Here is a 21627-nt window from a genome sequence, read left to right as displayed (position 1 = left end):
CCGCCCTCAGTGACTTAGTGTCTGGTGAAGCGAAGGGCTAGCCGGCGTTGCGGGCGATGCGTTCTACTTCCTTGCGTACCTGGGCCTCGACGATGCCCGGCAGGTTGGCGTCCAGCCAGTCCTTCAGCATCGGGCGCAGCATGGCCTGAACCATGGCCTCGACCGTATTGCCGCTGACAAAGGGCATGTCCTGCGGCGCGGCGGCGACGGGTTCCGGCTTCTGGAAGGTCGCGGCCAGACCGGCGAAGGCCGAGGCGGCGCTGGCGGCGGCGCTTTCCCCGACCAGGGAATCATAGACGGGCGCAGCGACCGGCTCCGACGTCGGCTCGGCGGCGGGGAAAGGTGCCACGTCGGCGACATCCAGATCGCCGATCGACTCGGCGGCCGGCGCCTCATAGGGCTCGGTCAGCTCCAGCACCTCATCCTCGACCGGCGCGGCTTCAGCGGCTTCGAACACGGACTCCGGTTCCGGCGGGACTTCAGCGACCGGCTCCGGCGCGGCGGCGGTTTCCGCCGGCGCGTCGTCTTCAGAGATGATCCGGCGGATCGACGCCAGAATCTCTTCCATCGTCGGTTCCTGGGCGGTCTGGTCGGTCATGGCAGAACCTTGAGGGCTGAACCTGTAGGGACCGCCGACAGGCGCCGGGCGGCGCGCGACGATCAGGGCCGGACAAACAGACTCGCCCTCCCCTTGCCTCTGTCGTCGCACCAACGCCCGTCGGAATCAACGGACGTTTTTCGCCTGTCAGGCTAATCCCGGCTCAATTTCCGGGAGCGGTGCGGACGATTTCGCTCTTCAGCTGGTTGTCGATGGGCGCATCCTCGACGTCGGCCGCCGGAACAATGCTCGGCGAAGCGACGCGATCCAGAGCCTCCACCGCGCCGTCCCACGGCAGACCGCCACGGTTGCGGACCGCATTGTAGTTGGCCTCGGCGTCATAAACCTCGATCGCCGGATCCAGGTTGGGTCCGCCCAGACGGCCCATGGCGGCCAGAAGCTGGGCCTGGGCCACGTACTGATTGCGATGGGCGCTGGCCAGGGTGACCTGGGCCGAGCGCAGCTCCAGCTCCTGGTTCAGCACATCCAGGGTGGTGCGCAGACCGACCTGGGCCTCCTGACGCACGCCCTCCGCGGCGACCGAGGCCGCGCGCACGGCTTCCTGGCCGGCCTGCAGGGTCGAGCTGGCGGCGACGGTCTGGGCATAGGCCGAGCTGACGCTCTGAAGCACCGTGCGACGCTCGCCCTCGACGCCGATCTGGGCGGCGTTGGCGCGCTCCAGCGCCTGGGCGACACGCGAACGGTTCAGGCCGCCGGTGAACAGCGGCACCGAAACGGTGGCGCCGGCGGTGAAGCTGGTGCGATCCGTCAGGTCAAAAGCCGACAAGTCATTGGCCGTGCCGCCATAAGAGGCTGTCAGCCGCGCCGACGGTCGATACTCGGACCGCGCCGCCGCCACATTGGCCTCGGCGGCCTCCAGGGCGTAGGCCGCAGCACGAACACCCGGATTCTCGACCAGGGCGACATCCAGCGCAGCGTCGAAATCGGTCGGCAACCCAGGCAGCACCGGCAAGGCGGTCATATTGGCCGGCGCCTGGCCGACGACGGCGGCATAGGCGGCGCGCGATACCGACAGCTGGGCCTGGGCATTGGCCAGATCAGCGTCCGACTGGGCCAGACGGGCTTCCGACTGAGCCACGTCCGTGCGGGTGATCTCGCCCACTTCGAAGCGGGCGTTGGATTCGTCCAGCTGGCGACGCAGGACGGTGATGTTTTCCTGACGGATGCGCAGGATCTCCATGTCCCGCACCACGTCGGCGTAGGCCTGGATAACCGAGGTCATCACCTGCTGTTCGACTTCACGCAGGTTTTCGCGGCCGGCGCGGACATTGGCCTCGGCGGCGTCGATGCCGCGCGCGGTGCGGCCAGCCGTCCAGATGTTCTGCGACAGGCTGATGCTGGCGGTGGCGCTGTCACCCTCCACCACGCCCAGGGCGTCGGCGTCCACGCGGCTGTAGTCGACACCGGCCGAAGCGCTGATGGTCGGGCGCAGACCCGAGCGGGCCTGAACAATGGTCTCATCCAGCGCTCGCTGGTTGGCGCGCTGCGCCAGCAGGGTCGGATTGGTGCGATAGGCCAGACCAATCGCTTCCTGCAGGGTCTCGGCGCCGGCCGGAGCGGCCACAGCCCCCACGGCGAGAGCGATGAGAGCGACCGAAGCGAGCGCGCGAGAGCGTTTCAACATGAACCTGTTCCTGCCTGACGCCCCCGACGGCGCGCCCCGTAATGCCTGAATGGCGTAGTTGGAGACTCTGCCCGCCCTGCGCCAGTTAAGTTTTTTTCACGCAGATGCAGCGCGTCTCCGTCGCGCCCGAACCAAGCCTCACAGCGCGAAGGCGGGCTCGGGAATCAGCTCGGTCAGAACCGGCGGCATGGCGTCAAACAATTCACGACGCGACACGCCTTCACGACCCCGCACATAAAGCACGGCCTTGCCGACCGGACCGGCGCGCTCGACCACGGCCAGACGGCCGCCGGGACGCAGGGCGGCGATCCAGGATTCGGGACGGGCCGGCACGGCGGCCTCGCTGACGATCAGGTCATAGCCCTCGCCGTGCGGCTGGCCCAGCGGCGCGACCACGGTCGACACGCCTTCATCGGCCAGGGCCGCGCCCGTGACCTCGAACACGGCGGCATCCGAATCCTGCGCCGTCACGGTCAGGCCCATGCGCGCCAGAACGGCGGCGGCGTAAGGCCCGGCCAGGACCAGGGCCTTTTCACCCGCACGGGCGTCCAGCGCCTGCATCAGCTTGCCCAGATCACGCGGCAGCATCAGTCGACGCTCGCCCGCGACTTCCGGCTCGATGTCGGCATAGGCCGAGAAAGCGCGGTCGGCGGCGCAGAAGCGCTCGCGCTCGACAGCGCCGAAAGCCGCCTGCAGGTCGCGGTCCGTGACGTCGTTCACCCGGACTTGCGAGTCCAGCATGACCTTGCGTGCAGCGGCGAAATCCATGGTTCCGAAGTCCTTCAGGGCGGCGTAAGCGAATAAATCTGCGGCGCTTATAGGTCCGTGCGTTGCAGCCGACAATCCGATCTGATAGCTGACGCCCCTCGCGATGGTTCGGGGCTCGGTTTCGAGACCCATACGGCCTGATGGCGGAGTGGTGACGCAGAGGACTGCAAATCCTTGCACCCGGGTTCGATTCCCGGTCAGGCCTCCATCGCGAGCTAACCCTACAATACTCCTCCTTCCCCGCCCCGGGGCGCTTCTAGGACGCCTCGAGCGCTTCTGGGGCCGTCGTCAGGTGATGCAGGGCCACCGCGCTGGTCGCGGCGACATTCAGGGAATCAAAGCCGCCCGACATGCGAATCGCGAGCGGCCGGCAGCTGGCGATCACCTCGGCCGGCAGTCCCGGACCTTCCGACCCCAGTAGAATCGCCGTGCGCGGCGCCGGTTTGAGCCGCCCCAGGGTTTCGGCCGCCGAAGGGGTCAGGGCCAGAACCTCGAAGTCACGCGCCTTCAGCGCCTTGACCATGGCCGCCGCCGTCACGCCCTCGACAAAAGGAGTCCGCAACGCGGCCCCCACCGAGACCCGGATCGCCTTGCGATAGAAGGGGTCACAGCAGGTCGCGTCGAGCAGCAGCCCCGCCGCCCCGAACGCCGCCGCATTGCGAAACAGGCCGCCCATGTTGTCGTGATTGCCGATGCCGCAGGCGCCGACCACCACCGCGCGCTCGGGCAGACCGTCCAGGAACCCCTCCAGCGCCAGCGGCGCGGGCTTGCGGCCCAGGGCCAGAATACCCCGGTGCAGATGAAACCCCGCGATTCCGTCCAGCACGTCCTGCGGCGCGGTATGGACCGGCACATCCTCCGGCAGACCTTTCAATACGCCGCGCAGAGCCTCCAGCCGTTTTTCCGCGATCAGCACCGCCACAGGCTCACACCGTGACACCCCTGACGCCAAGACCCGCAACACCACCTCGCCCTCGGCCACGAACAGACCCTGACGACCGGTCAGGTCACGCTCCTTCACGTCGCGAAAGGCGGAAATGCGAGGATCGGCGGCATCGAGAACACGGATCAGATTCATGCCGAACCTCTTAGCCCAGCCCGGTGAATAAATTTCGGCGTTTTCTGCACTTTATCCGTTGCATGAATCAAAAAGGCGCTGCTATACGGCGGCCTCCCCCGAGGGGATGTTCCGCGGTAGCTCAGTGGTAGAGCAGCCGACTGTTAATCGGCTGGTCGTAGGTTCGAATCCTACCCGCGGAGCCACTCGGGGGGAGTATTCAGGTTCAGCTTTCTGAACCTGCTTCATCTCCAGAAAATCCAATATCTTGAAGCGCGCGCGACTGACTTCCGGGTCACGCGGACCGCCTCGCCGCGCCTCTAGCCCGATCGCTCCTAGCGACCGAGAGAAGACGCCAGAGCCTCACCAGCGCGATAGCGGAAGTCACGCAGGATCGCCCGCCCGGCGCCCGCCGCATAAACCCCGACACGCAGGCTCAGAAACCCGCCGAAGACATTGTGGTGCAGGCCCGACACCTCCATGCGCATCTCGTTTCTGATCCAGTTCTTTCCGTCATCATGCGAATGGAACCAGGTGACGACATTATCGACATTCAGCAGCCGGAAGCGGATTCGCCGGCTGGTGTTCGGCGACCGCATCCAGACCAGCTCTTCCGAAAACTGAAACGTCTTCAGCTGGGTCGGGGTGAAGCCGACGCCGACATAGGCCTTGGGGTTATAGAACAGCAGCAGCCCCGCCTCGGCCTCCCCTTCCAGTTCGATCTCGATCTCGGCCTGATAAACGGGGTCGCCCACGACGCAAACCAGGGGCGCCGAATCCGAAGGCGACGTCCCCTGCCCCGTCAGCCGCAACCCGCCTTCCACATAGGCGGCCCGACCGCTCGCCTCTCGATCCCCGTGAAAGGCCCACTGAACGCCCATGCGGCTTGTGGTGAAATCATCGCTCAAGGCCGGAGCGGAAGAACCGATACGCCCCCCACGCGGCTTTGCCAGAGGTTGCGACAGGTCTCCTCCAGCGGCGCGGAACCAGCCGTCGTCCGTCCAGACGATCGGCTCCAGCAGGGTTTGGCGCCCCAACGTCCGACGGCTGTTCTCATAGCCGTGATAGACCATCCACCAGTCGCCGGCAGGCCCTTCGACCAGGGTGGCGTGCCCGCGCGACCACCAGGGCTCTGCGGTGTTCGTCGTGCGAACAAGCGGATTATGAGGACAATCCTCCCAGGGTCCGTGGACCGAGCGGGAACGGGCCGCAATGACCATATGGCCGGTGGGCGGCCCGGCGGTGCCGCCCACCGCCGTGATCAGGTAGAACCATCCCTCGCGCCGCAGCAGCTTCGGCCCCTCCGGCGCGAAGTTCTCCACCACCCAGTCGTCCGGATAGCGCCACGGCGCATAGGCGTGCTCCAACTCGCCGTCGGTCGCCAGGCCGTCGTCGGTCAGCCGGATCTTGCGGATGCCGTTGGTGAAGAGATAACGCCGTCCATCCTCACCCACGACGTGGCCAGGATCGATGCAACCGCGGATATTCAGATCGATCGGATCGCTCCACGGACCGCGGATGTCGTCCGCCCATATGACGAAGATCGACCAGCCCTCATCATTCGGATCGGCCGGAATATAGATGAAGTAGCGCCCCTCGTGCTTGACCAGATCGACCGCCCAGATCACGCCCAGCCAGGCATGAAGCGCCGGTCCGAGCGGCGCCCAGTTCACCAGGTCGGTCGAATGCCAGATGACCAGACCCGGATAGGACAGGAAGGACGAAAACGTCATGTAGTAGTCGTCGCCGTCCTTGAGGATGGTCGGATCAGGGTGGTCGCCCGCGACCACGGGGTTCTGGAAAAGACCGTTGCCAAGGTCGGCCTTGCGCTGCCCCTCCGCGCCCACGCCCCACTGGCGCGCCGGCCCCGGCGACCGATCGGCGCTGTCCGCGAGAGCGCCGCGCGCGGGCAAGGCTGAAGCCAGGCCCCCCGCCAGGGCGCCCTTGAAGAGATTGCGGCGGATCAGGCTCATCGCGCGACCTCGATCATCACCACATCATGGATCGACATGGGCAACCGCAATCGCCCGACACCGTCCGCGTCGACCGCGATCTCATGCGCTTCCGCCTCATCCCGCGTCAGCGCCTGAAGGTGCTGCAGCTGATCGTGGCTCAAGGCGGCGGGCGCGCCCATTTCCAGATAGGCCGTATAGGCGTCATTGGCCTTGAAGCCGACCCGGCGGACGGTCGCCCTGTGCCGCCCCGGTCTCAGGTTGGCGATCCTGACCTCCAGCGACGCAGCGGGCGCCGGCGGACGCACCTGACGGAAGAAGGGTCGGTTGCTGATCGGCTGCTCCGGCAGTTCGTACCGCCAGGCCAGCACCTGGACCAGGTCGCCCTTCAGAGTCGCGATGCTTTGCGCATCCCCCGTCGGCAGTTCCGCATCGCCCAGGCTGTTTAGGTACTTGTATGCGAAGAAGGTCGGCTTGCGGACACCTTGCGGGGTCATCAGCCCAAATCCCCCGTCAAACGGACGGGTCTGCGGTCCAGGCTCCTCAAACAGATCACTGAACGCCCAGTAGCTCATTCCCTGGGCCAGCCCCTCGCTCTCACGCAGCTTGGTCAGGATGTAGGAGGCGCCGAAATAGTCGTCATGGATCGGATCGCGCGGATTGTAGCTGGTGCTCCACTCAGTGAAGAACAGCGGCAGGTCGGGTCGCGACGAGGCCTGAATCTCGGCGCGCACCTTGCGCACGTCGGCGACCACAGCGTCCGGATTGCGCGACAGCTTGTTGTCCCCCTCACCCCTCTCATCCAGGAATCCGCCCTCGACGCCGTAGGTATGGGTGGTGACGAAATCCACCGGCAGAGCATGCTGGTCGGCATAGGCCAGGAACTCCGGAATCCAGGCCGCCCCCGCAGTGGCCGGGCCTCCGACCCTCAAACTCGGATCCACCGCTTTGATCGCGCGAACAGTGCGCGCGTAGTAGTCGAAATAGGCCGCCTGGTCCGCCCCTTCCCAGAACCCGTCGAGGTTGGGCTCGTTCCAGAACTCGAAATACCAGGTGCGAACCTCCTCGGCGCCATAGCGCTCAATCAGATGCCGCACGAATGCATCGATCAACCCCGACCACTTCTCCGGTTGCGGATGCGATGTATTGCCCTTCCAGTAGAAAATCGTCTGGTCCGAGGACTTCATGGCGTCCGGCGTGAAACCCAACTCTATGAAGGGTTTGACGCCCATGCCGAGAAGCCGGTCATACAGCTGGTCAATGCGGCTCCAGTCGTAGACCGGCCGTCCTTCCACCTCCCGATAGACGCCCATTTCATCGTGAAAGACATCGTGGAATCGGATGTAACGGAAACCCAGTTCATCGGTCACCGTCTGCAACTGCGACAGGCTTTCCGCGCGAATCAGGGTGCCCGGATAGTCCGATCCGACCGACATGGCCGCCATTCGATCCCGGGGCTTCGACGGCGCTGAAACATCGACGGCTATGATCCGCAGCTGCGCTTCCGCCGCCACGGCCTGATGCCCGAAGAGCGCCAGAAGACCCGTCGCCAGAAGTCCCGTGATTGACCGCCTGATCGCCCCCGCCACCACAAACCTCACCTGTGATTATATTTTTACAGGTAACGCGAAAAAACCCGGGTCGCAACGGATACGAAAAACCTCAGCGCTGTCCCCGATGCAAAAAAAGCCCGACGCAAAGGCGCCGGGCTGAAAGTCGTTCGGTGATGGTGGGTGTCCTCAAGAAAAAGAAGACATGCTGTTGATCCGCCGGTTTGGTTAATGAAGCGTAAATCACCAGCAGAGGCCAAAATCAGACGTCAGGGAACCAGGTGGTCTGACGCGCCGAGGCCGAGAAGGCGCGCGTCAAACGCCACCCTGCTCCCGCCCTCTCTATTCGCCCCACCTCGTCCAAACCCGCAGGTCCCGGATAATCGAACCTCACGCCGGCGACTTCAACAAAATCAGCGCGATGACCCGCTCCCGCCAGCAAGGCCGTCCAGCGTCCGCTGGCGTCCGCCACGGCATCAGCCGTGACGCCAGCCGATGACACGACCACCCGCGTCCCCGACGGCGCACGTCCCGACGCCAGCAGCCCCCTGCCGTCATCATCGACAGAATCGAGGACAGGACCCGGCGATAGACGCCGACTCGGTCCTCCCTCGATCAGCAAGGCCGCCAAGGCCTGGTCGCCAGACGGCGTGATCAGCAAACGTTCCGGCCCTGGCGCGGGAAACTGACCGACCTGAACCTCCGGAGCCAGCAACATGGCGGCGTCCAGGCCGCTAATCCGCAATTCGAATCGTCCCGAACCATCCACGCCGGCCGCGAAGGCCGCATCCTGATCGTCGCGAAGCACCACGCGTGAGCCTGAAGGCGCGTCGCCGCGGACGATCAATGACGCACCATGGCGTTCCACAGCCTTGATCCGTGGAGCCGCCGTCCAGCCGTCGTCCTGACGGGTCGCCTCTCCCTGTGAGCGCTCTACCGGCGCTCCACAGCTCGCCGCCGCCAATGCGGCGCCGATCCATGCGACGACAATCCGACGTTTCATCCTGACCCGCGTAGCGATAAGCCTATATCCCTCAGATAGCGCGGCCGACGCCGCCCTGTCTTCCTTCCTGTATCGAGGCCCCATGTCTTTACCGCCCGCCAACATCGCTCCCTTCGAAGGCCGCTCGGTCTGCCTGTTCTGCGGTTCGTCCGACGGGGCTGATCCGCAGTACGTCCAGGCCGCCAGCGCCTTCGGCAAGGCGACGGCCGAGGCCGGCTGGCGTCTGGTCTACGGCGGCGGCGGCGTGGGCCTGATGGGCGCCTCGGCGCGCGCGGCGCACGAAGCGGGCGGTCGCGTGGTCGGCATCATGCCGGCCTTCCTGCGCAGCCGCGAGCGCCTGTTCGACGACGTGGAGACCGTAGTCGTCACCTCGATGCACGAGCGCAAGCAGCTGATGTACGATCAATCCGACGTCTTCGTCGTGGCGCCCGGCGGCATAGGCACCCTGGAAGAAGCCATCGAGCTGCTGTCGTGGAAACGCCTCGATCTGCACGCCAAGCCGGTCATCTTCCTGAACCTGAACGGTTTCTGGGAAAACTACTTCGCCCTGATCCGTCACAGCGTGCGCGAAGGCATGACGCCCGCCAGCTTCCTGGACGCCTACATCAGCGTCGACACGGTCGAGGAGGCCGTCGCCGCCATGAAATTGGCGGAGAATACGCCGCACTTGAAACATGATCGTCGGTAAGTAAACGTAGGTCACTAAACGTCGATCCGTTACATCAAAACTGCATTGACAGTTTTTTTAAAAAACGGACTATGGCGTCACAAGGGCGTGCGCCCTGCCCATACCGGAGACCTGTCCATGCGTGCTCTTCTCGCCGCCGCCCTTCTGTTCGCGGCCACCCCTGCCTTCGCCAACGCCCCGGCCACCAGCCTGACCCTGGCGGACGCCGCCAAGGCCCCGACCGGCCGCGTCATCGTCGACGGCGCTGCTTGGCGCTGCGAAGGCGCGTCCTGCACCGCCTCGGGCGGAACCAGTCAGCCTGCCGCTCGCGCCTGCCGCCGCGTCGTCGCCAAACTCGGCCCGGTCACCGCCTTCAGCTACAAGGGCGAAACCCTGGACGAGCAGGCCCTGGCGACCTGCAACGCCGGCTGATCCAGCCGCTTCGCTGAAACGAAAAAGGCCGCCTTCGCGAGAAGGCGGCCTTTCTTGTATCCGGCAGGAACTGAAGGCTCAGCCCGCCTCGCCCTTCAGGCGGCGCACGATGGCGTCACGACCGATCAGGGGCGCCATGGCCGCCATGTCCGGGCCGTGCGCCTGTCCGGTCAGGGCCAGACGCAGCGGCATGAACAGACCCTTGCCCTTGGCCCCGGTCTTCTCCTTCACCGCCGTCGTCCACGCCGACCAGGCGCCCGCGTCGATGACCTCGGGCAGAACCTCCAGCGCCGCGGCGGCGAAGGCGGCGTCCTCGATCACCGGCGTGACCGGGCCCGTGACGATCTTCGCCATCTCGGCCGCGTCAGCGAACTTGTTAAGGTTGGGCTTCACGGCCTCCCAGAAGCCCTCGCCCAGATCGACGCCCAGCGCCGCCAAGCGCGGTTGCGCCTCGGCATAGGTCAGGCCGTGCAGGGCCTGGGCATTGAGACGGTCCAGATCGGCGGTGTCGTAACGCGCCGGCGAGCGGCCCATCTTGGAGAAGGCAAAGGCCTGGCCCAGGGCCTCGACCGAGGCCGCGATTTCCAGATTGTCCGAGGTGCCGATCTTGCCCAGGTGGCTGGTGATGGCGATCGGCTCATAGCCCTGATCGCGCATGTCGCTGATCGACAGCGAACCCAGACGCTTGGACAGGGCCGTCCCGTCGGCGCCGACCAGCAGCGGCATGTGGGCAAAGCCGGGAACCTTGGCGTCCAGGGCCTCGAAGATCTCGATCTGCGCCCCGGTGTTGGTGACGTGGTCCTCGCCCCGGATGATATGGGTGATGTCCATGTCGATGTCGTCGACGACCGAAGGAAGCGTATAGAGGAACAGGCCGTCCTCGCGGATCAGCACCGGGTCCGACATCGAGGCGGTGTCCACCTCGGCGTGGCCGCGCGCCAGATCTTCCCAGGCGACGCGCTTGCCTTCCAGCTTGAAGCGCCAGTGCGGACGGCGCCCCTCGGCCTCATAGGCGGCCTTCTCGGCGTCGGTCAGGTCCAGCGCGGCGCGGTCATAGATCGGCGGCAGGCCGCGCGACAGCTGCACCTTGCGGCGGCGATCCAGCTCTTCGGCGGTTTCATAGCAGGCGTAGAGACGGCCCGACGCCTTCAGCCGCGCGGCGGCTTCCTCATAGCGGTCGAACCGCTTGGACTGGTTGTAGCGCTCGTCCCAGACCAGACCCAGCCAGGTCAGGTCGGTCTCGATGCCGTCCTCGAACTCCTGCGTCGAGCGAGCCAGGTCAGTGTCGTCGATACGCAGAACGAACGAGCCGCCCTGTCCCTTGGCGAACAGCCAGTTCACCAGAGCGGTGCGGACATTGCCGACGTGCAGCCTACCCGTGGGAGACGGAGCGAAACGAACCTTGACGGACATGGGGGATCAACGACCTCGATAGGAAGGCGGCTTGGTCGCGCCGCCGTCCCGTCAAGTCAAGTCGATCCGTCCATTCAATCGCCGAACCTGGCGATCAATCGTCGCGGTGAACCCGCTCGCGACGTTCGTGCCGCTCCTGGGCCTCGACCGACAGGGTCGCCGTCGGGCGGGCTTCCAGCCGGCCCAGGCCGATCGGTTCGCCGGTGTCTTCACAGTAGCCGTACGAACCATCCTCGATCCGGCGCAGCGCGTCGTCGATCTTGGAGATCAGCTTGCGCTGTCGGTCGCGGGTCCGAAGCTCCAGCGCCCGGTCGGATTCCGACGAGGCACGGTCCACCAGATCCGGATGGTTCTCGGTTTCGGCTTTCAGATTTACGACAGTGCCCTTGGACTCGCGAAGGATGTCATCCTTCCACGCCAGGAGCTTGGCCTTGAAATAGGCCAGCTGCCGCTCGTTCATAAACGGCTCGTCGTCGGTGGGTCGGTACATGACCGGCTCCCCCTCGATCACAGACGCTAATGCGTTCATCGCACTCACGCTCAAGTTGTCTGCGCCCCCCTGCGGCGCATGGGCCGTATAGGCAAGGTGGAGAGTCGCGGCAACGACATTCGCGTGTCCGTGATCTTGCAAAGCTTCATTAACGACCGGGAGGTGTGGCAAATTGCCCGCAGTCGGCGCATCGGGCCTCAAACTCGCGCCCGCGCAGCCTCAACCTTGGCCATTTCCACAGCGGCGCGCAGATCGATCTGATCCAGCACAGCCTTGAGGCCCGGATCGGCCTCATCCGGCCGTTCCTCGCGCAAGGACCTGGCCAGACGCTCCAGCGCCGGCGCCCCGTCCTGACCGTTCAGCATGGCCAGTTTCAGCTCGTCCAGCCGATCCAGCAGGCCCCCGCCTCGCCGGATCGCCCGACGCCGACGCTCGGTCACGTCTTCGACGCCCTGCAGAGCCATCAAGGCCGAGACCCCGGCGACGCTGGACGCCGCGCTTGTGGCGGCGGCCGATGCCGGACCCGACGCTCCCCCGCTGGCGGGCAAGCTGAAGCCTCCCGCCGCCCTGGCAGGACGCGAACCTTGCGATGATGTAGCGCCCGAGGGGCCGGTGACCTTCATGATCCATGCTCCCGATCAGTCCGGACCATCGGCCACGACCGTCACCGCTTGGTTAACGCCCCGGCAGAAACTGCCGCCGCCATCACACCCACCCCTGACCTGTCGTTGAAATTAAAAGATATTTCCAACGGCACGAACTTCGCATGGTTAATCGCGAACGCCTCAACAGGACGTCTGTCGTATGCAGAAGTTGCTCACCGCCCTCCTCGCCTCCGCCTCCGCCGCCCTGATTCTGGCGACGGCGCCGACTGCGGCCGAGGCCCAGTCGCGCATCAAGGACATCGTCTCGATCGAAGGCGTCCGCTCCAACCAACTGGTCGGCTACGGCCTGGTGGTCGGCCTGAACGGCACGGGCGACAGCCTTCGCAACTCGCCCTTCACCCGCCAGTCGCTGGAAGGGATGATGGAGCGCCAGGGCGTCAACATCCGCGGCGCCAACCTGAACACCAAGAACGTCGCGGCGGTCATGATCACCGCCGACCTGCCGCCCTTCGCCACGCCGGGTTCGCGCCTGGACGTGGCCGTCTCGGCCATGGGCGACGCCAAGAGCCTGCTGGGCGGCACGCTTCTGGTCACGGCCCTGCAAGGCGCTGACGGCGAAATCTATGCGGTGGCGCAAGGCTCGGTCCAGACCGGCGCCGTATCGGCCTCGGGCGGCTCCGGCTCCTCGGTGACGCGCGGCGTGCCGACCGCCGGCCGCATCGCCTCGGGCGGCGTTGTCGAGCGCGAGACCGGCTTCGACCTGTCGGCCATGCCCATCGTGCGGCTCACGCTGCGCAACCCCGACTTCACCACGGCCCAGCGCGTCGCCGCCGCCATCAACCAGTCCTATCCCGAGAGCGCCTTCGCCGAGAACGGAACTGTCGTCGCCATCCGTGCGCCCCAGACCATGGGCATGGCCGGCTTCGTCAGCCGCGTCGAGAACCTGCCGGTTCGGGTCGACACCCCCGCCAAGGTCATCATCGACGAGGTCAACGGCGTCATCGTCATGGGCGACGCCGTGCGCATCTCCACCGTCGCCATCGCCCAGGGCAATCTGACCGTCTCGGTCCAGGAAAACCCTCTGGTCAGCCAGCCCGAGCCCTTCAGCCGAGGCGGCCAGACCGTCGTTGTGCCGCAATCCAATATCTCGGTTGAAGAAGAAACCGGCCGCCAGATGCGCATCGTCAACGGCGGAACTTCGCTCTCGACCCTGGTCAACGGCCTGAACGCCCTCGGCGTCAGCCCCCGCGACATGATCAGCATCCTGCAGGCCATCAAGGCCGCCGGCGCCCTGCAAGCCGACATAGAGGTCATGTAATGGACGCTCTGCCCATCGCCGCCAACGGCCTGAACCCGCTCAACCCGACGCTCCAGCGCGGCCAGTCGCCCGAGCAGATGCGCAAGACCGCCGAGGAATTCGAGGCCAGCTTCCTGTCGCAGATGTTCAAGCCCATGTTCGAAGGCCTCGAGACCGACGGCGCCTTTGGCGGCGGCAGCAGCGAGGCCACCTGGCGCAGTTTCCTGCTGGACGCCATGGCCAAGCAGACGGTCAAGGCAGGCGGCATCGGCCTGGCCGACACCGTCATGTCCGAAATGCTCAAGATGCAGGAACAAGCCGCGTGACCCCCGACGTCGAGACATCCACCCTGCGCGCCCGCCAGCTGATCAACCTGACCCAGGCCCTGACCGAGCGTCTCGCCGCCGAAAGCGCCGCCTTCCGCGCCCATCGCGCCCAGGATGTCGCCTCCGGCATGGCCGAGACCCAGGAACTGGCCAACCTCTATCGCCGCGAGTCGGCCCAGGCCAAGGCCGCGCCCGCCTTCCTGACGGTCATTCCAGTCGATCTCCGCGACGCCCTGATTTCCGCGACGCAAGCCTTTGAGACCGTCCTGGCCGAGCACGCCTCGACCGTCGACGCCGCCCGCCAGGTCTCGGAAGGTCTGGTGCGCACCATCGCCGCCGAGGTCGCGGGCGCCCGCGCCCAGGGCGTCGGCTACGGCGCCTCGGGCCGCGCCACCGAGGGCGACGGCCGCGCCGTGGCTCTTAACCGCAAGGCCTGACCCCGCCAAAGAAACCGGGGTCGATCTGCCTTTTCTTAACAGCCGCGCCCGCACAATCGGTCCATGAACCTGAAATCCCGCCTTCTTGGTCTCGCCTTCGCCGCCGCCGACGCCCTCGTCGAGGTGAACGACAAGAACGTGGTCAGCTTCGCCCTCGGCGCCGGGCCGACGGCGGCGCAGTCGACAGCCGGCTGGATCGGCCGCCCCTTCGTGGATCTGCTGTCGTTTTCCAGTCGCGAAGCGGTTCTGGCGGCGCTTCAGGGCCTGACCGGCGGCGTGCGCAGCCTTCCGCTGGAAATTCTTGCCGACTGCGGCGACGGACGCGTGCGCCGCGCCCTGTTCCGCGCCTTCATCCTGCCTGACCTGGCCCCCGCCGTGTCCTGCGCCCTGACCTGGCAGGGCGAGCCCTTCGTCCTCGACACGCTTGAAGCTCGCCCCCTCACCGACGCCGAGGGCTTCCTGGCCCTGGCTCGCGAAGGCCTGAGCGGCAAGACCGGCGCCGCCCTGCAACGCCTGGCCATGGCCTTCATCGAGGTCCAGGGGCTCAGCGCCGCCAACGACGGCGCCCATGAACGTGTCGCCGCCCGCATCGGCGCCCGCCTGCAAGCCGCTTCACACGACGGCGTCAGCGCCGGCCAGCTGACGGCCAATCGCTACGCCCTGATCAAGGCGGCCGACGATGATCGCGACCTGGAGGCCGAGGTCCGCGAGGCCGGCCTGGCCGAAGGCCTGACCCTGACCTCGCGCGCCAGTCAAACGGCCGTCGGTTCCGACGCCCTGTGCGCCCTGCGCGCCATGCGTTTCGCCATCGAGGGCTGTCTCAAGGACGACGCCGTACAGCCCGAGCTCAGTTTCGCCGATTCGCTCTCGCGCACGCTCAAGGACGCCGATCGCTTCCGAAGCATCGTCCGCGAAAAGGAGTTCGCCCTCTTCTATCAGCCCATCGTCGATCTGAAGACGCGCGCCGTGCACCATTTCGAGGCCCTGGCCCGCTTCGGACACTCGGGCGGCCCCGCGCCCGCCATTCGCATGGCCGAGGAACTGGCCCTGATCGAAAGCTTTGACCTGGCCGTGGCCGAAAAGATCGTCCACCGCCTGCGCCAACCCGGATCAGGACTGCTCAAGATCGCCATCAATGTTTCGGGCGCTTCTCTGGCCAATGACGCCTATGTCTCGGCCCTGTTGAAGATGACGGCTTCCGAGCCAGACAACCGCAAACGCCTGATTGTCGAGGTGACCGAGACCGCCGCCGTGGCCGACATAGCCGCCGCCAATCGACGTCTCGGCGCCCTGCGTGATGCCGGCATCAAGGTCTGCATCGACGACTTCGGCGCGGGATCCGCCGCCTTCGACTACCTGCGCGGCCTGTCGGTCGATGCGGTCAAGATCGACGGGACCTTTGTGCGCGACATTCACGGCGATACCCGCACCCGCACCCTGATCGGCCACCTGGTGGAACTGTGCGGCTCCCTGGGCATGACCACCATCGCCGAAATGATCGAGACCGAGGACGCCGCCCAGGCGCTTCAGGCCCTCGGCGTCGACTACGGCCAGGGCTGGCTCTTCGGCCGCGCCGAGGCCGAGCCGGTCACGATCGGCCCCGTCTCCCCCCGCGCCCGCCGGCAAGGCGTGGTCGAAGCCTGGGGCTGACCTATTTCCACACGCTGAATTCCAGCAAATTTCAGGGATTGCGAACGCCGCGAGCCCTTTGACCAGCCTGGGTCGCAGCCCGCGCCACACTAGCGACGGTCTTTGACACCTCAGTCTTTACGTCCCTCTCCCGGCGGGAGAGGGCTTGAGCCTCCGAGAGCCCAGCGATCGGCAAGGCGAAAGGGTGAGGGGCTGTGCTTTCAGTCGGCGCAAGCCGTGGCGCAACGGCTTACGCCGACGGCAAACGAGAACCCTCATCCGTCCCTTCGGGCCACCTTCTCCCATCGGGAGAAGGATATAATGCCGCCCCGCCGATTGCCCCAGCAGCTCAGATCTTCACCCCACCTGATCAATCCGCCCACGCCAGCCGCACCTCCCGATCGACCCCCGCATTGTCCATGAAGTCCCGATCATGGGTGACGATCACCAGCGCCCCGTCATAGGCCGCCAGAGCCGCCTCTATGGCCGTGATCGAGTCCAGATCCAGATGGTTGGTCGGCTCGTCCAGAATCAGCAACTGCGGCGGTCGCGCCCCCGTCATGACGCAGGCCAGCGCCGCCCTCAGCCGCTCGCCGCCTGACAGGGTCCCCACCATCCGGTGCGCCGCCGTGTTGCGGAACAGGAAGCGCGCCAGCGCCGCATGGGCGTCGTTCGGCGTCCCTTCCGGGTTTAGCCGTCGCCAGGCCTCGATCAGGCTCTCATCCGGTTTCAGGATCGCCGCCGCCTGATCCAGCAGGGCCGCCGTCACAGGCCGATCGATCCGCCCGGCCGTCGGCTGCAACTGGCCCGAGATCAGCCTCAGCAAGGTCGTCTTGCCCGCCCCGTTCGGCCCGGTGATCGCCACCCGCTCCGGCCCCGTCAGCCGCAGCGACATGGGCCCAACGATCAGCCGCCCCTCGGGACTTCGCCATTCGACCTCGTCCAGCGCCAGCACCACCTTGCCCGCCGCCAGCCCCGTCGACGGCATCGGCACGGACAGCAGCCGCGCCCGCTCGACCCGCTCACGCGCCTCGACCAGTCGCGCCTCGACCTCGGCGCGGCGGCGCTCGGCCAGCCGTCCCTCGCGCGCGCCGCTTTCCTCAGCCCGCTGCGCCTTGGCGTCCAGCAGGATTTTGGGATCGGACGTTCCCGCCCGATGCGCCCGCCCCGCCTTGTCGCGCTTCGCCTTCTTCTCCAGCGCCGTCTGCGCCTCGCGCGCGGCGCGCCCGACCTCGCGCTCGGCGCTCTCCAGGTCGCGCTCCGCCGCCGCTCGATCCGCGTCCCGCCGCTCGACATAGAGGTCCCAGCCGCCGCCATAGGTCCGCGCCCCCAGGCTCGACAGCTCGACGATCCGGTCCATCCGCCGCAGCAGGCCCCGGTCGTGGCTGACCGTCAACACCCCGCCGGGCCAGCGCCCGACGACCTCGGCCACCAGAGCCCGGGCCTCGGCGTCCAGATGGTTGGTCGGCTCGTCCAGCACGATCAGATCGGGCGCCGCCAGCATCAACCCCGCCAGCCGCAGCCGCGTCTGCTCGCCGCCGCTCAGACTGGCCGTAGGGCGATCCAGCGCGAGCCCCATCAGTCCGACCTGGGCCAGCGCCTCGTCCAGCCGCGTCTCCAGCGTCCAGTCCGCCTCGGCCATGTCCTCGACCGAGCCGTCGCCCGCCAGCACACGCGCCAGCAGGGCCAGAGGCTCAGCCGCCCCCAGGGTCCCAGCTACGATCTCGCCGGACGCGGGTTCATAGGTCTGGGCCAGCCAGCCGACCGTCCCGGCGCGCACGACCGCGCCCTCGACGGGCTCGGCCAGACCGGCCACAAGCCGCAGCAGCGTGGTCTTGCCCACGCCGTTGCGGCCGACAATGGCCGTGCGCTCGCGCCCGAAGGCGAGGCTCAGATTATCGAATAGGGTGTGACCGTCAGGCGTGCGGGCCGCGACGCTGCTGAGCGTCACGAGTGCGGATGCGGACGGGCTTGGGCTTGGGTTGAGCGAGGACATAGGCGAGCACGAAGAGCGGAGCGGAAAGGGCGAAACCGATTTCCAGAGCGCTGATCATGATCGTCGTGCCTCCTCGTCAAATACGTTGGCTGGTTAGAAGGATGGGTGCTGATCTTTCGCAGCGCAACCCCAATTCTCCTGCAGCGCTTTTGCGATGCGGCGCCGAGCCCCTATCTTCATGCCATGAGCTCGCCTGACCGAACTGTCGCCTTCCGCATCGATCGCCCAGCCCCCGACCGCGCCGAGGCCGCCGCCCGCCGGGCCGAAGCCGTCCAGCGAATCCGGGACCAGACCGGCATCGACGAGGCCCTGATCGACGCCTTGGTCGAGGGCTTTTACGCCCGCGTTCGCGATGACGACTTCATCGGCCCGATCTTCGCTGAACGCATCGACGACTGGGGGCCGCACCTGGAACAGATGAAGCTCTTCTGGTCCTCGGTGGCCCTGTCCACCGGCGTCTATCAGGGCCGGCCCATGCCGAAGCACCTGCCCCTGCCCATCGACGCCCGCCACTTCGACCGCTGGCTGCAGATTTTCGAAGAGACCGCCCGCGATCTCTGCCCGCCCGTCGCCGCCGACCATTTCATCGTCCGCGCCCGCCGCATCGCCGAAAGCCTGGAACTGGGCGTCGCCAACGCCAACGGCGTCCTGGTCGGCCCCGGCGAACGCTACCGCCGTCCCGACCCCGCCAGGAGGCCCGACGACTGAACGAAAGTTCTCATATTGTTCTTGCTGTTTCGGACGAATTGATCCCCATATAGCGTCGTCGCCCCGGACCGTTCCGGGGTCTTCCGCGTTCCCGGATTCCATGACCGAAAAGCACAACTTCATCCGCGTTCGCGGCGCCCGCGAGCACAACCTCAAGGGCGTGGACGTCGATATCCCGCGCGAGAAGCTGGTCGTGATGACCGGGCTGTCGGGATCGGGCAAGTCCTCTCTGGCCTTCGACACCATCTACGCCGAGGGCCAGCGCCGCTATGTCGAGAGCCTGTCGGCCTATGCGCGCCAGTTCCTGGAACTGATGGGCAAGCCGGACGTGGACCTGATCGAGGGCCTGTCTCCGGCCATCTCCATCGAACAGAAGACGACGTCGAAGAACCCGCGCTCGACCGTCGGCACGGTCACCGAAATCCACGACTACATGCGCCTGCTGTGGGCGCGCGTCGGCGTGCCCTATTCGCCCGCCACCGGCCTGCCCATCGAGAGCCAGACTATCAGCCAGATGGTCGACAAGCTGACCGCCCTGCCCGACGGCGAGCGTCTCCTGCTGCTGGCGCCGGTCGTGCGTGGCCGCAAGGGCGAGTACAAGAAGGAAATGGCCGAGTGGCAGCGTCAGGGCTTCCAGCGGCTGAAGATCGACGGCGAATTCTACGCCATCGAGGACGCCCCGGCGCTCGACAAGAAGTTCAAGCACGACATCGATATCGTCGTGGATCGCATTGTAACCAAAGCAGGTCTTGAGCCGCGCTACGCCGACAGCATCCAGACCGCGCTCGGGCTGGCCGACGGCATCGCCACGGCGGAATGGGCCAACGCCGCCGAGGGCGAAGAGCCGCGCCGGATCGTCTTCTCCGAGAAGTTCGCCTGCCCCGTCTCGGGCTTCACCATCAGCGAGATCGAGCCGCGGCTGTTCTCGTTCAACAACCCCTTCGGCGCCTGTCCGGCCTGCGACGGCCTGGGGGTCAAGCTGGCCTTCGACGCCGATCTGGTGATCCCCGACCGCGACAAGACCCTGCACAAGGGCGCCGTCGCCCCCTGGGCGCGCGGCCCCTCGCCGCTCTACACTCAGACCCTGCAGTCTCTGGCCCAGCACTACGGCTTCTCGATGGACAAGGCCTGGCGCGACCTGCCCGAACAGGCCCAGAAGGTCATCCTGCAGGGCTCGGGCGGCGAGAAGATCAAGTTCGTCTATGACGACAACACCCGCAAATACGAGGTCGCCAAGGCCTTCGAAGGCGTCCTGCCCAACCTCGAACGCCGCTGGCGCGAGACCGACAGCGCCTGGGTCCGCGAGGAGCTGGGCCGCTATCAGTCCGAGACCCCCTGCGAGGTCTGCGGCGGCAAGCGCCTGAAGCCCGAAGCCCTGGCGGTCAAGGTCGGCGGCACCGACATCGCTGAGATCAGCTGGCTGTCGATCTCCAAGGCCTATCTGTGGTTCACCACCCTGGACGACCACCTGACGGACAAGCAGCGCGAGATCGGCCGCCGCATCCTCAAGGAGATCACCGACCGGCTGCGCTTCCTGAACAACGTCGGGCTGGACTACCTCAGCCTGTCGCGCAGTTCCGGCACCCTGTCGGGCGGCGAGAGCCAGCGCATCCGCCTGGCCTCGCAGATCGGCTCTGGCCTGACCGGCGTCCTCTATGTGCTGGACGAACCCTCCATCGGCCTGCACCAGCGCGACAACACCCGTCTGCTGGAAAGCCTGATGGGGCTGCGCGACCTCGGCAACTCGGTCCTGGTGGTCGAGCATGACGAGGAGGCCATCCTGACCGCCGACTACGTCATCGACATGGGCCCGGCCGCCGGCGTCCACGGCGGCGAAATCTGCGCCCAGGGCACGCCCGCCGAGGTGATGGCCAACCCGAAGTCGCTGACCGGCCAGTATCTGACCGGCGCGCGCGAGATCGAACTGCCGCCCGAAGGCCGCCGCCCGGTCGACCGCAAGCGGATGCTGAAGATCAGCGGCGCCACCGGCAACAACCTGAAGAACGTCACCGGCGAGATCCCCGTCGGCCTGTTCACCTGCGTCACCGGCGTGTCCGGCGGTGGCAAGTCCACCTTCACCATCGAGACCCTCTACAAGGCCGCCGCGCGCCGCCTGCACAACGCCTCGGACGCCCCCGCCAACTTCGACCGCATCGAGGGGCTGGAACAGTTCGACAAGGTCATCGACATCGACCAGTCGCCCATCGGCCGCACCCCGCGCTCGAACCCGGCGACCTATACGGGCGCCTTCAATCCGATCCGCGACTGGTACGCGGGCCTGCCGGAATCCAAGGCGCGCGGCTACGGTCCCGGTCGTTTCAGCTTCAACGTCAAGGGCGGCCGTTGCGAGGCCTGTCAGGGCGACGGCGTCATCAAGATCGAGATGCACTTCCTGCCCGACGTCTACGTCACCTGCGACGTCTGCAAGGGCAAGCGCTACAACCGCGAAACCCTGGAAATTGTCTTCAAGGGCAAGAGCATATCCGATGTTCTGGACATGACGGTTGAAGAGGCCGCGCGCTTCTTCAACGCCGTGCCCTCGATCCGCGACAAGATGCTGACGCTGGAGCGCGTGGGTCTGGGTTACGTCAAGGTCGGCCAGCCGGCCACCACCCTGTCCGGCGGCGAGGCCCAGCGGGTCAAGCTGTCCAAGGAGCTGGCGCGGCGCGCCACGGGCAAGACCCTCTACATCCTCGATGAGCCGACGACCGGCCTGCATTTCGAGGACACGCGCAAGCTGCTGGAGGTGCTTCAGGAACTGGTCGACAACGGCAACACCATCGTCGTCATCGAGCACAACCTGGATGTCATCAAGGTCGCAGACTACCTGCTGGACTTCGGTCCCGAGGGCGGCGACGGCGGCGGCGAAATCGTGGCCTTCGGCACGCCGGAACAGGTCGCGGCCAACCCCGCCAGCTGGACCGGCAAGTACCTCAAGGAGGTGCTGGACCGCCACGAGGAGCGCCGCAAGGCCCGCGTGGCCGCCCTGCCCGAGGTTCAGAAAGCCGAAAAGAAGACCCGCGCCCGCAAGAGCGCCTGACCGGACCGGTCAGG

At 66.7% G+C, this 21627-nt stretch carries 20 protein-coding genes and 2 tRNA genes; 10 read left to right on the top strand and 12 right to left on the bottom strand.

Features of this window, described 5'->3' with window-relative positions; all coding sequences use genetic code 11:
* Window positions 1–37 precede the first annotated feature (37 nt).
* From ACZ5XO_RS07435 to ACZ5XO_RS07425, 3 genes are all read right to left on the bottom strand, one after another.
* Window positions 38–598 (bottom strand): DUF2497 domain-containing protein, encoded by a 561-nt coding sequence (locus ACZ5XO_RS07435; protein WP_464164631.1) that lies wholly within the window; start codon window positions 596–598, stop codon window positions 38–40.
* Window positions 599–761: 163 nt separating this feature from the next.
* The gene (locus ACZ5XO_RS07430; RefSeq protein ID WP_464164629.1) at window positions 762–2243 is read right to left on the bottom strand and encodes a TolC family outer membrane protein; all 1482 of its coding nucleotides are present in this window, start codon (window positions 2241–2243) and stop codon (window positions 762–764) included.
* A gap of 138 nt (window positions 2244–2381) precedes the next feature.
* A complete protein-coding gene (locus ACZ5XO_RS07425; RefSeq protein WP_464164627.1) occupies window positions 2382–3011 on the bottom strand; it encodes a protein-L-isoaspartate O-methyltransferase family protein in 630 nt (209 codons plus the stop codon).
* A 134-nt stretch (window positions 3012–3145) separates the two neighbouring features.
* Between ACZ5XO_RS07425 and ACZ5XO_RS07420 the strand changes: the two genes are divergently transcribed.
* Window positions 3146–3219: transfer RNA gene (locus ACZ5XO_RS07420), tRNA-Cys, on the top strand.
* A gap of 48 nt (window positions 3220–3267) precedes the next feature.
* Here ACZ5XO_RS07420 and ACZ5XO_RS07415 read toward each other — a convergent pair.
* On the bottom strand, window positions 3268–4089 hold the full coding sequence (locus ACZ5XO_RS07415) for a TrmH family RNA methyltransferase (protein ID WP_464164625.1): 822 nt from the start codon (window positions 4087–4089) through the stop codon (window positions 3268–3270).
* 110 nt (window positions 4090–4199) lie between these two features.
* Between ACZ5XO_RS07415 and ACZ5XO_RS07410 the strand changes: the two genes are divergently transcribed.
* Window positions 4200–4274: transfer RNA gene (locus ACZ5XO_RS07410), tRNA-Asn, on the top strand.
* A 129-nt stretch (window positions 4275–4403) separates the two neighbouring features.
* Here the strand turns inward: ACZ5XO_RS07410 and ACZ5XO_RS07405 are convergent.
* From ACZ5XO_RS07405 to ACZ5XO_RS07395, 3 genes are all read right to left on the bottom strand, one after another.
* Window positions 4404–6041: a family 43 glycosylhydrolase gene (locus ACZ5XO_RS07405; RefSeq protein ID WP_464164623.1), complete on the bottom strand. Its 1638-nt coding sequence runs from the start codon at window positions 6039–6041 to the stop codon at window positions 4404–4406.
* The gene (locus ACZ5XO_RS07400) at window positions 6038–7456 is read right to left on the bottom strand and encodes a GH39 family glycosyl hydrolase (protein WP_464164621.1); all 1419 of its coding nucleotides are present in this window, start codon (window positions 7454–7456) and stop codon (window positions 6038–6040) included. The genes ACZ5XO_RS07405 and ACZ5XO_RS07400 overlap by 4 nt, the downstream gene beginning before the upstream one ends.
* A gap of 376 nt (window positions 7457–7832) precedes the next feature.
* Window positions 7833–8573 carry a hypothetical protein gene (locus tag ACZ5XO_RS07395; protein ID WP_464164619.1) on the bottom strand — a complete coding sequence of 247 codons (741 nt, stop codon included), beginning with the start codon at window positions 8571–8573 and terminating at the stop codon, window positions 7833–7835.
* A gap of 82 nt (window positions 8574–8655) precedes the next feature.
* Here ACZ5XO_RS07395 and ACZ5XO_RS07390 point away from each other — a divergent pair, with 82 nt between their 5' ends.
* Together ACZ5XO_RS07390 and ACZ5XO_RS07385 are read left to right on the top strand one after the other, a co-directional pair.
* Window positions 8656–9261 carry an LOG family protein gene (locus ACZ5XO_RS07390; protein WP_464164618.1) on the top strand — a complete coding sequence of 202 codons (606 nt, stop codon included), beginning with the start codon at window positions 8656–8658 and terminating at the stop codon, window positions 9259–9261.
* Between the two features lie 117 nt (window positions 9262–9378).
* Window positions 9379–9672 carry a CC_3452 family protein gene (locus tag ACZ5XO_RS07385; RefSeq protein WP_464164617.1) on the top strand — a complete coding sequence of 98 codons (294 nt, stop codon included), beginning with the start codon at window positions 9379–9381 and terminating at the stop codon, window positions 9670–9672.
* Window positions 9673–9750: 78 nt separating this feature from the next.
* Here the strand turns inward: ACZ5XO_RS07385 and gltX are convergent, their stop codons facing one another.
* The 3 genes from gltX to ACZ5XO_RS07370 all read right to left on the bottom strand — a co-directional run bounded on the left by gltX (window position 9751) and on the right by ACZ5XO_RS07370 (window position 12198).
* Entirely contained in the window at window positions 9751–11085 is a 1335-nt protein-coding gene (gene gltX / locus ACZ5XO_RS07380) for a glutamate--tRNA ligase (RefSeq protein ID WP_464164616.1), read from the bottom strand.
* Between the two features lie 94 nt (window positions 11086–11179).
* On the bottom strand, window positions 11180–11575 hold the full coding sequence (gene dksA, locus ACZ5XO_RS07375) for an RNA polymerase-binding protein DksA (protein ID WP_207826901.1): 396 nt from the start codon (window positions 11573–11575) through the stop codon (window positions 11180–11182).
* A gap of 197 nt (window positions 11576–11772) precedes the next feature.
* On the bottom strand, window positions 11773–12198 hold the full coding sequence (locus ACZ5XO_RS07370) for a flagellar assembly protein FliX (protein WP_464164615.1): 426 nt from the start codon (window positions 12196–12198) through the stop codon (window positions 11773–11775).
* A gap of 181 nt (window positions 12199–12379) precedes the next feature.
* Between ACZ5XO_RS07370 and ACZ5XO_RS07365 the strand changes: the two genes are divergently transcribed.
* The 4 genes from ACZ5XO_RS07365 (at window position 12380) to ACZ5XO_RS07350 (ending at window position 15890) form a co-directional block, all read left to right on the top strand.
* Window positions 12380–13498, top strand: coding sequence for a flagellar basal body P-ring protein FlgI (locus tag ACZ5XO_RS07365; RefSeq protein ID WP_464164614.1), 1119 nt, complete (start codon window positions 12380–12382; stop codon window positions 13496–13498).
* Window positions 13498–13803, top strand: coding sequence for a rod-binding protein (locus ACZ5XO_RS07360; RefSeq protein ID WP_464164613.1), 306 nt, complete (start codon window positions 13498–13500; stop codon window positions 13801–13803). The genes ACZ5XO_RS07365 and ACZ5XO_RS07360 overlap by 1 nt, the downstream gene beginning before the upstream one ends.
* The gene (locus ACZ5XO_RS07355) at window positions 13800–14240 is read left to right on the top strand and encodes a flagellar basal-body protein FlbY (RefSeq protein ID WP_464164612.1); all 441 of its coding nucleotides are present in this window, start codon (window positions 13800–13802) and stop codon (window positions 14238–14240) included. Before ACZ5XO_RS07360 ends, ACZ5XO_RS07355 begins: the two co-directional genes overlap by 4 nt.
* A gap of 63 nt (window positions 14241–14303) precedes the next feature.
* A complete protein-coding gene (locus ACZ5XO_RS07350) occupies window positions 14304–15890 on the top strand; it encodes an EAL domain-containing protein (protein WP_464164611.1) in 1587 nt (528 codons plus the stop codon).
* A 349-nt stretch (window positions 15891–16239) separates the two neighbouring features.
* Here ACZ5XO_RS07350 and ACZ5XO_RS07345 read toward each other — a convergent pair whose 3' ends face one another.
* Window positions 16240–17820, bottom strand: a complete 1581-nt coding sequence (locus ACZ5XO_RS07345; protein WP_464164610.1) for an ABC-F family ATP-binding cassette domain-containing protein — start codon at window positions 17818–17820, stop codon at window positions 16240–16242.
* On the bottom strand, window positions 17786–17923 hold the full coding sequence (locus ACZ5XO_RS07340) for a hypothetical protein (RefSeq protein WP_313104888.1): 138 nt from the start codon (window positions 17921–17923) through the stop codon (window positions 17786–17788). Before ACZ5XO_RS07340 ends, ACZ5XO_RS07345 begins: the two co-directional genes overlap by 35 nt.
* Window positions 17924–18048: 125 nt before the next feature.
* On the opposite strand from ACZ5XO_RS07340, the gene ACZ5XO_RS07335 reads away from it, so the two are divergent.
* The gene (locus ACZ5XO_RS07335) at window positions 18049–18573 is read left to right on the top strand and encodes a group III truncated hemoglobin (RefSeq protein ID WP_464164609.1); all 525 of its coding nucleotides are present in this window, start codon (window positions 18049–18051) and stop codon (window positions 18571–18573) included.
* Window positions 18574–18673: 100 nt separating this feature from the next.
* Window positions 18674–21613, top strand: a complete 2940-nt coding sequence (gene uvrA, locus ACZ5XO_RS07330) for an excinuclease ABC subunit UvrA (RefSeq protein WP_464164608.1) — start codon at window positions 18674–18676, stop codon at window positions 21611–21613.
* Window positions 21614–21627 lie beyond the last annotated feature (14 nt).

Source organism: Brevundimonas sp. T2-11, from assembly GCF_055397675.1.
Note: the sequence above shows the minus strand (reverse complement) of the source record. Positions and strands in the feature narration are given on the sequence as shown.

Coding starts and splice junctions, on each gene's coding strand:
- ACZ5XO_RS07435 (WP_464164631.1), bottom strand. CDS start 598: ATGACCGACCAGACCGCCCAGGAACCGACGATGGAAGAGATTCTGGCG.
- ACZ5XO_RS07430 (WP_464164629.1), bottom strand. CDS start 2,243: ATGTTGAAACGCTCTCGCGCGCTCGCTTCGGTCGCTCTCATCGCTCTC.
- ACZ5XO_RS07425 (WP_464164627.1), bottom strand. CDS start 3,011: ATGGATTTCGCCGCTGCACGCAAGGTCATGCTGGACTCGCAAGTCCGG.
- ACZ5XO_RS07415 (WP_464164625.1), bottom strand. CDS start 4,089: ATGAATCTGATCCGTGTTCTCGATGCCGCCGATCCTCGCATTTCCGCC.
- ACZ5XO_RS07405 (WP_464164623.1), bottom strand. CDS start 6,041: ATGAGCCTGATCCGCCGCAATCTCTTCAAGGGCGCCCTGGCGGGGGGC.
- ACZ5XO_RS07400 (WP_464164621.1), bottom strand. CDS start 7,456: ATGTCGGTCGGATCGGACTATCCGGGCACCCTGATTCGCGCGGAAAGC.
- ACZ5XO_RS07395 (WP_464164619.1), bottom strand. CDS start 8,573: ATGAAACGTCGGATTGTCGTCGCATGGATCGGCGCCGCATTGGCGGCG.
- ACZ5XO_RS07390 (WP_464164618.1), top strand. CDS start 8,656: ATGTCTTTACCGCCCGCCAACATCGCTCCCTTCGAAGGCCGCTCGGTC.
- ACZ5XO_RS07385 (WP_464164617.1), top strand. CDS start 9,379: ATGCGTGCTCTTCTCGCCGCCGCCCTTCTGTTCGCGGCCACCCCTGCC.
- gltX (WP_464164616.1), bottom strand. CDS start 11,085: ATGTCCGTCAAGGTTCGTTTCGCTCCGTCTCCCACGGGTAGGCTGCAC.
- dksA (WP_207826901.1), bottom strand. CDS start 11,575: ATGTACCGACCCACCGACGACGAGCCGTTTATGAACGAGCGGCAGCTG.
- ACZ5XO_RS07370 (WP_464164615.1), bottom strand. CDS start 12,198: ATGAAGGTCACCGGCCCCTCGGGCGCTACATCATCGCAAGGTTCGCGT.
- ACZ5XO_RS07365 (WP_464164614.1), top strand. CDS start 12,380: ATGCAGAAGTTGCTCACCGCCCTCCTCGCCTCCGCCTCCGCCGCCCTG.
- ACZ5XO_RS07360 (WP_464164613.1), top strand. CDS start 13,498: ATGGACGCTCTGCCCATCGCCGCCAACGGCCTGAACCCGCTCAACCCG.
- ACZ5XO_RS07350 (WP_464164611.1), top strand. CDS start 14,304: ATGAACCTGAAATCCCGCCTTCTTGGTCTCGCCTTCGCCGCCGCCGAC.
- ACZ5XO_RS07340 (WP_313104888.1), bottom strand. CDS start 17,923: ATGATCAGCGCTCTGGAAATCGGTTTCGCCCTTTCCGCTCCGCTCTTC.
- ACZ5XO_RS07335 (WP_464164609.1), top strand. CDS start 18,049: ATGAGCTCGCCTGACCGAACTGTCGCCTTCCGCATCGATCGCCCAGCC.
- uvrA (WP_464164608.1), top strand. CDS start 18,674: ATGACCGAAAAGCACAACTTCATCCGCGTTCGCGGCGCCCGCGAGCAC.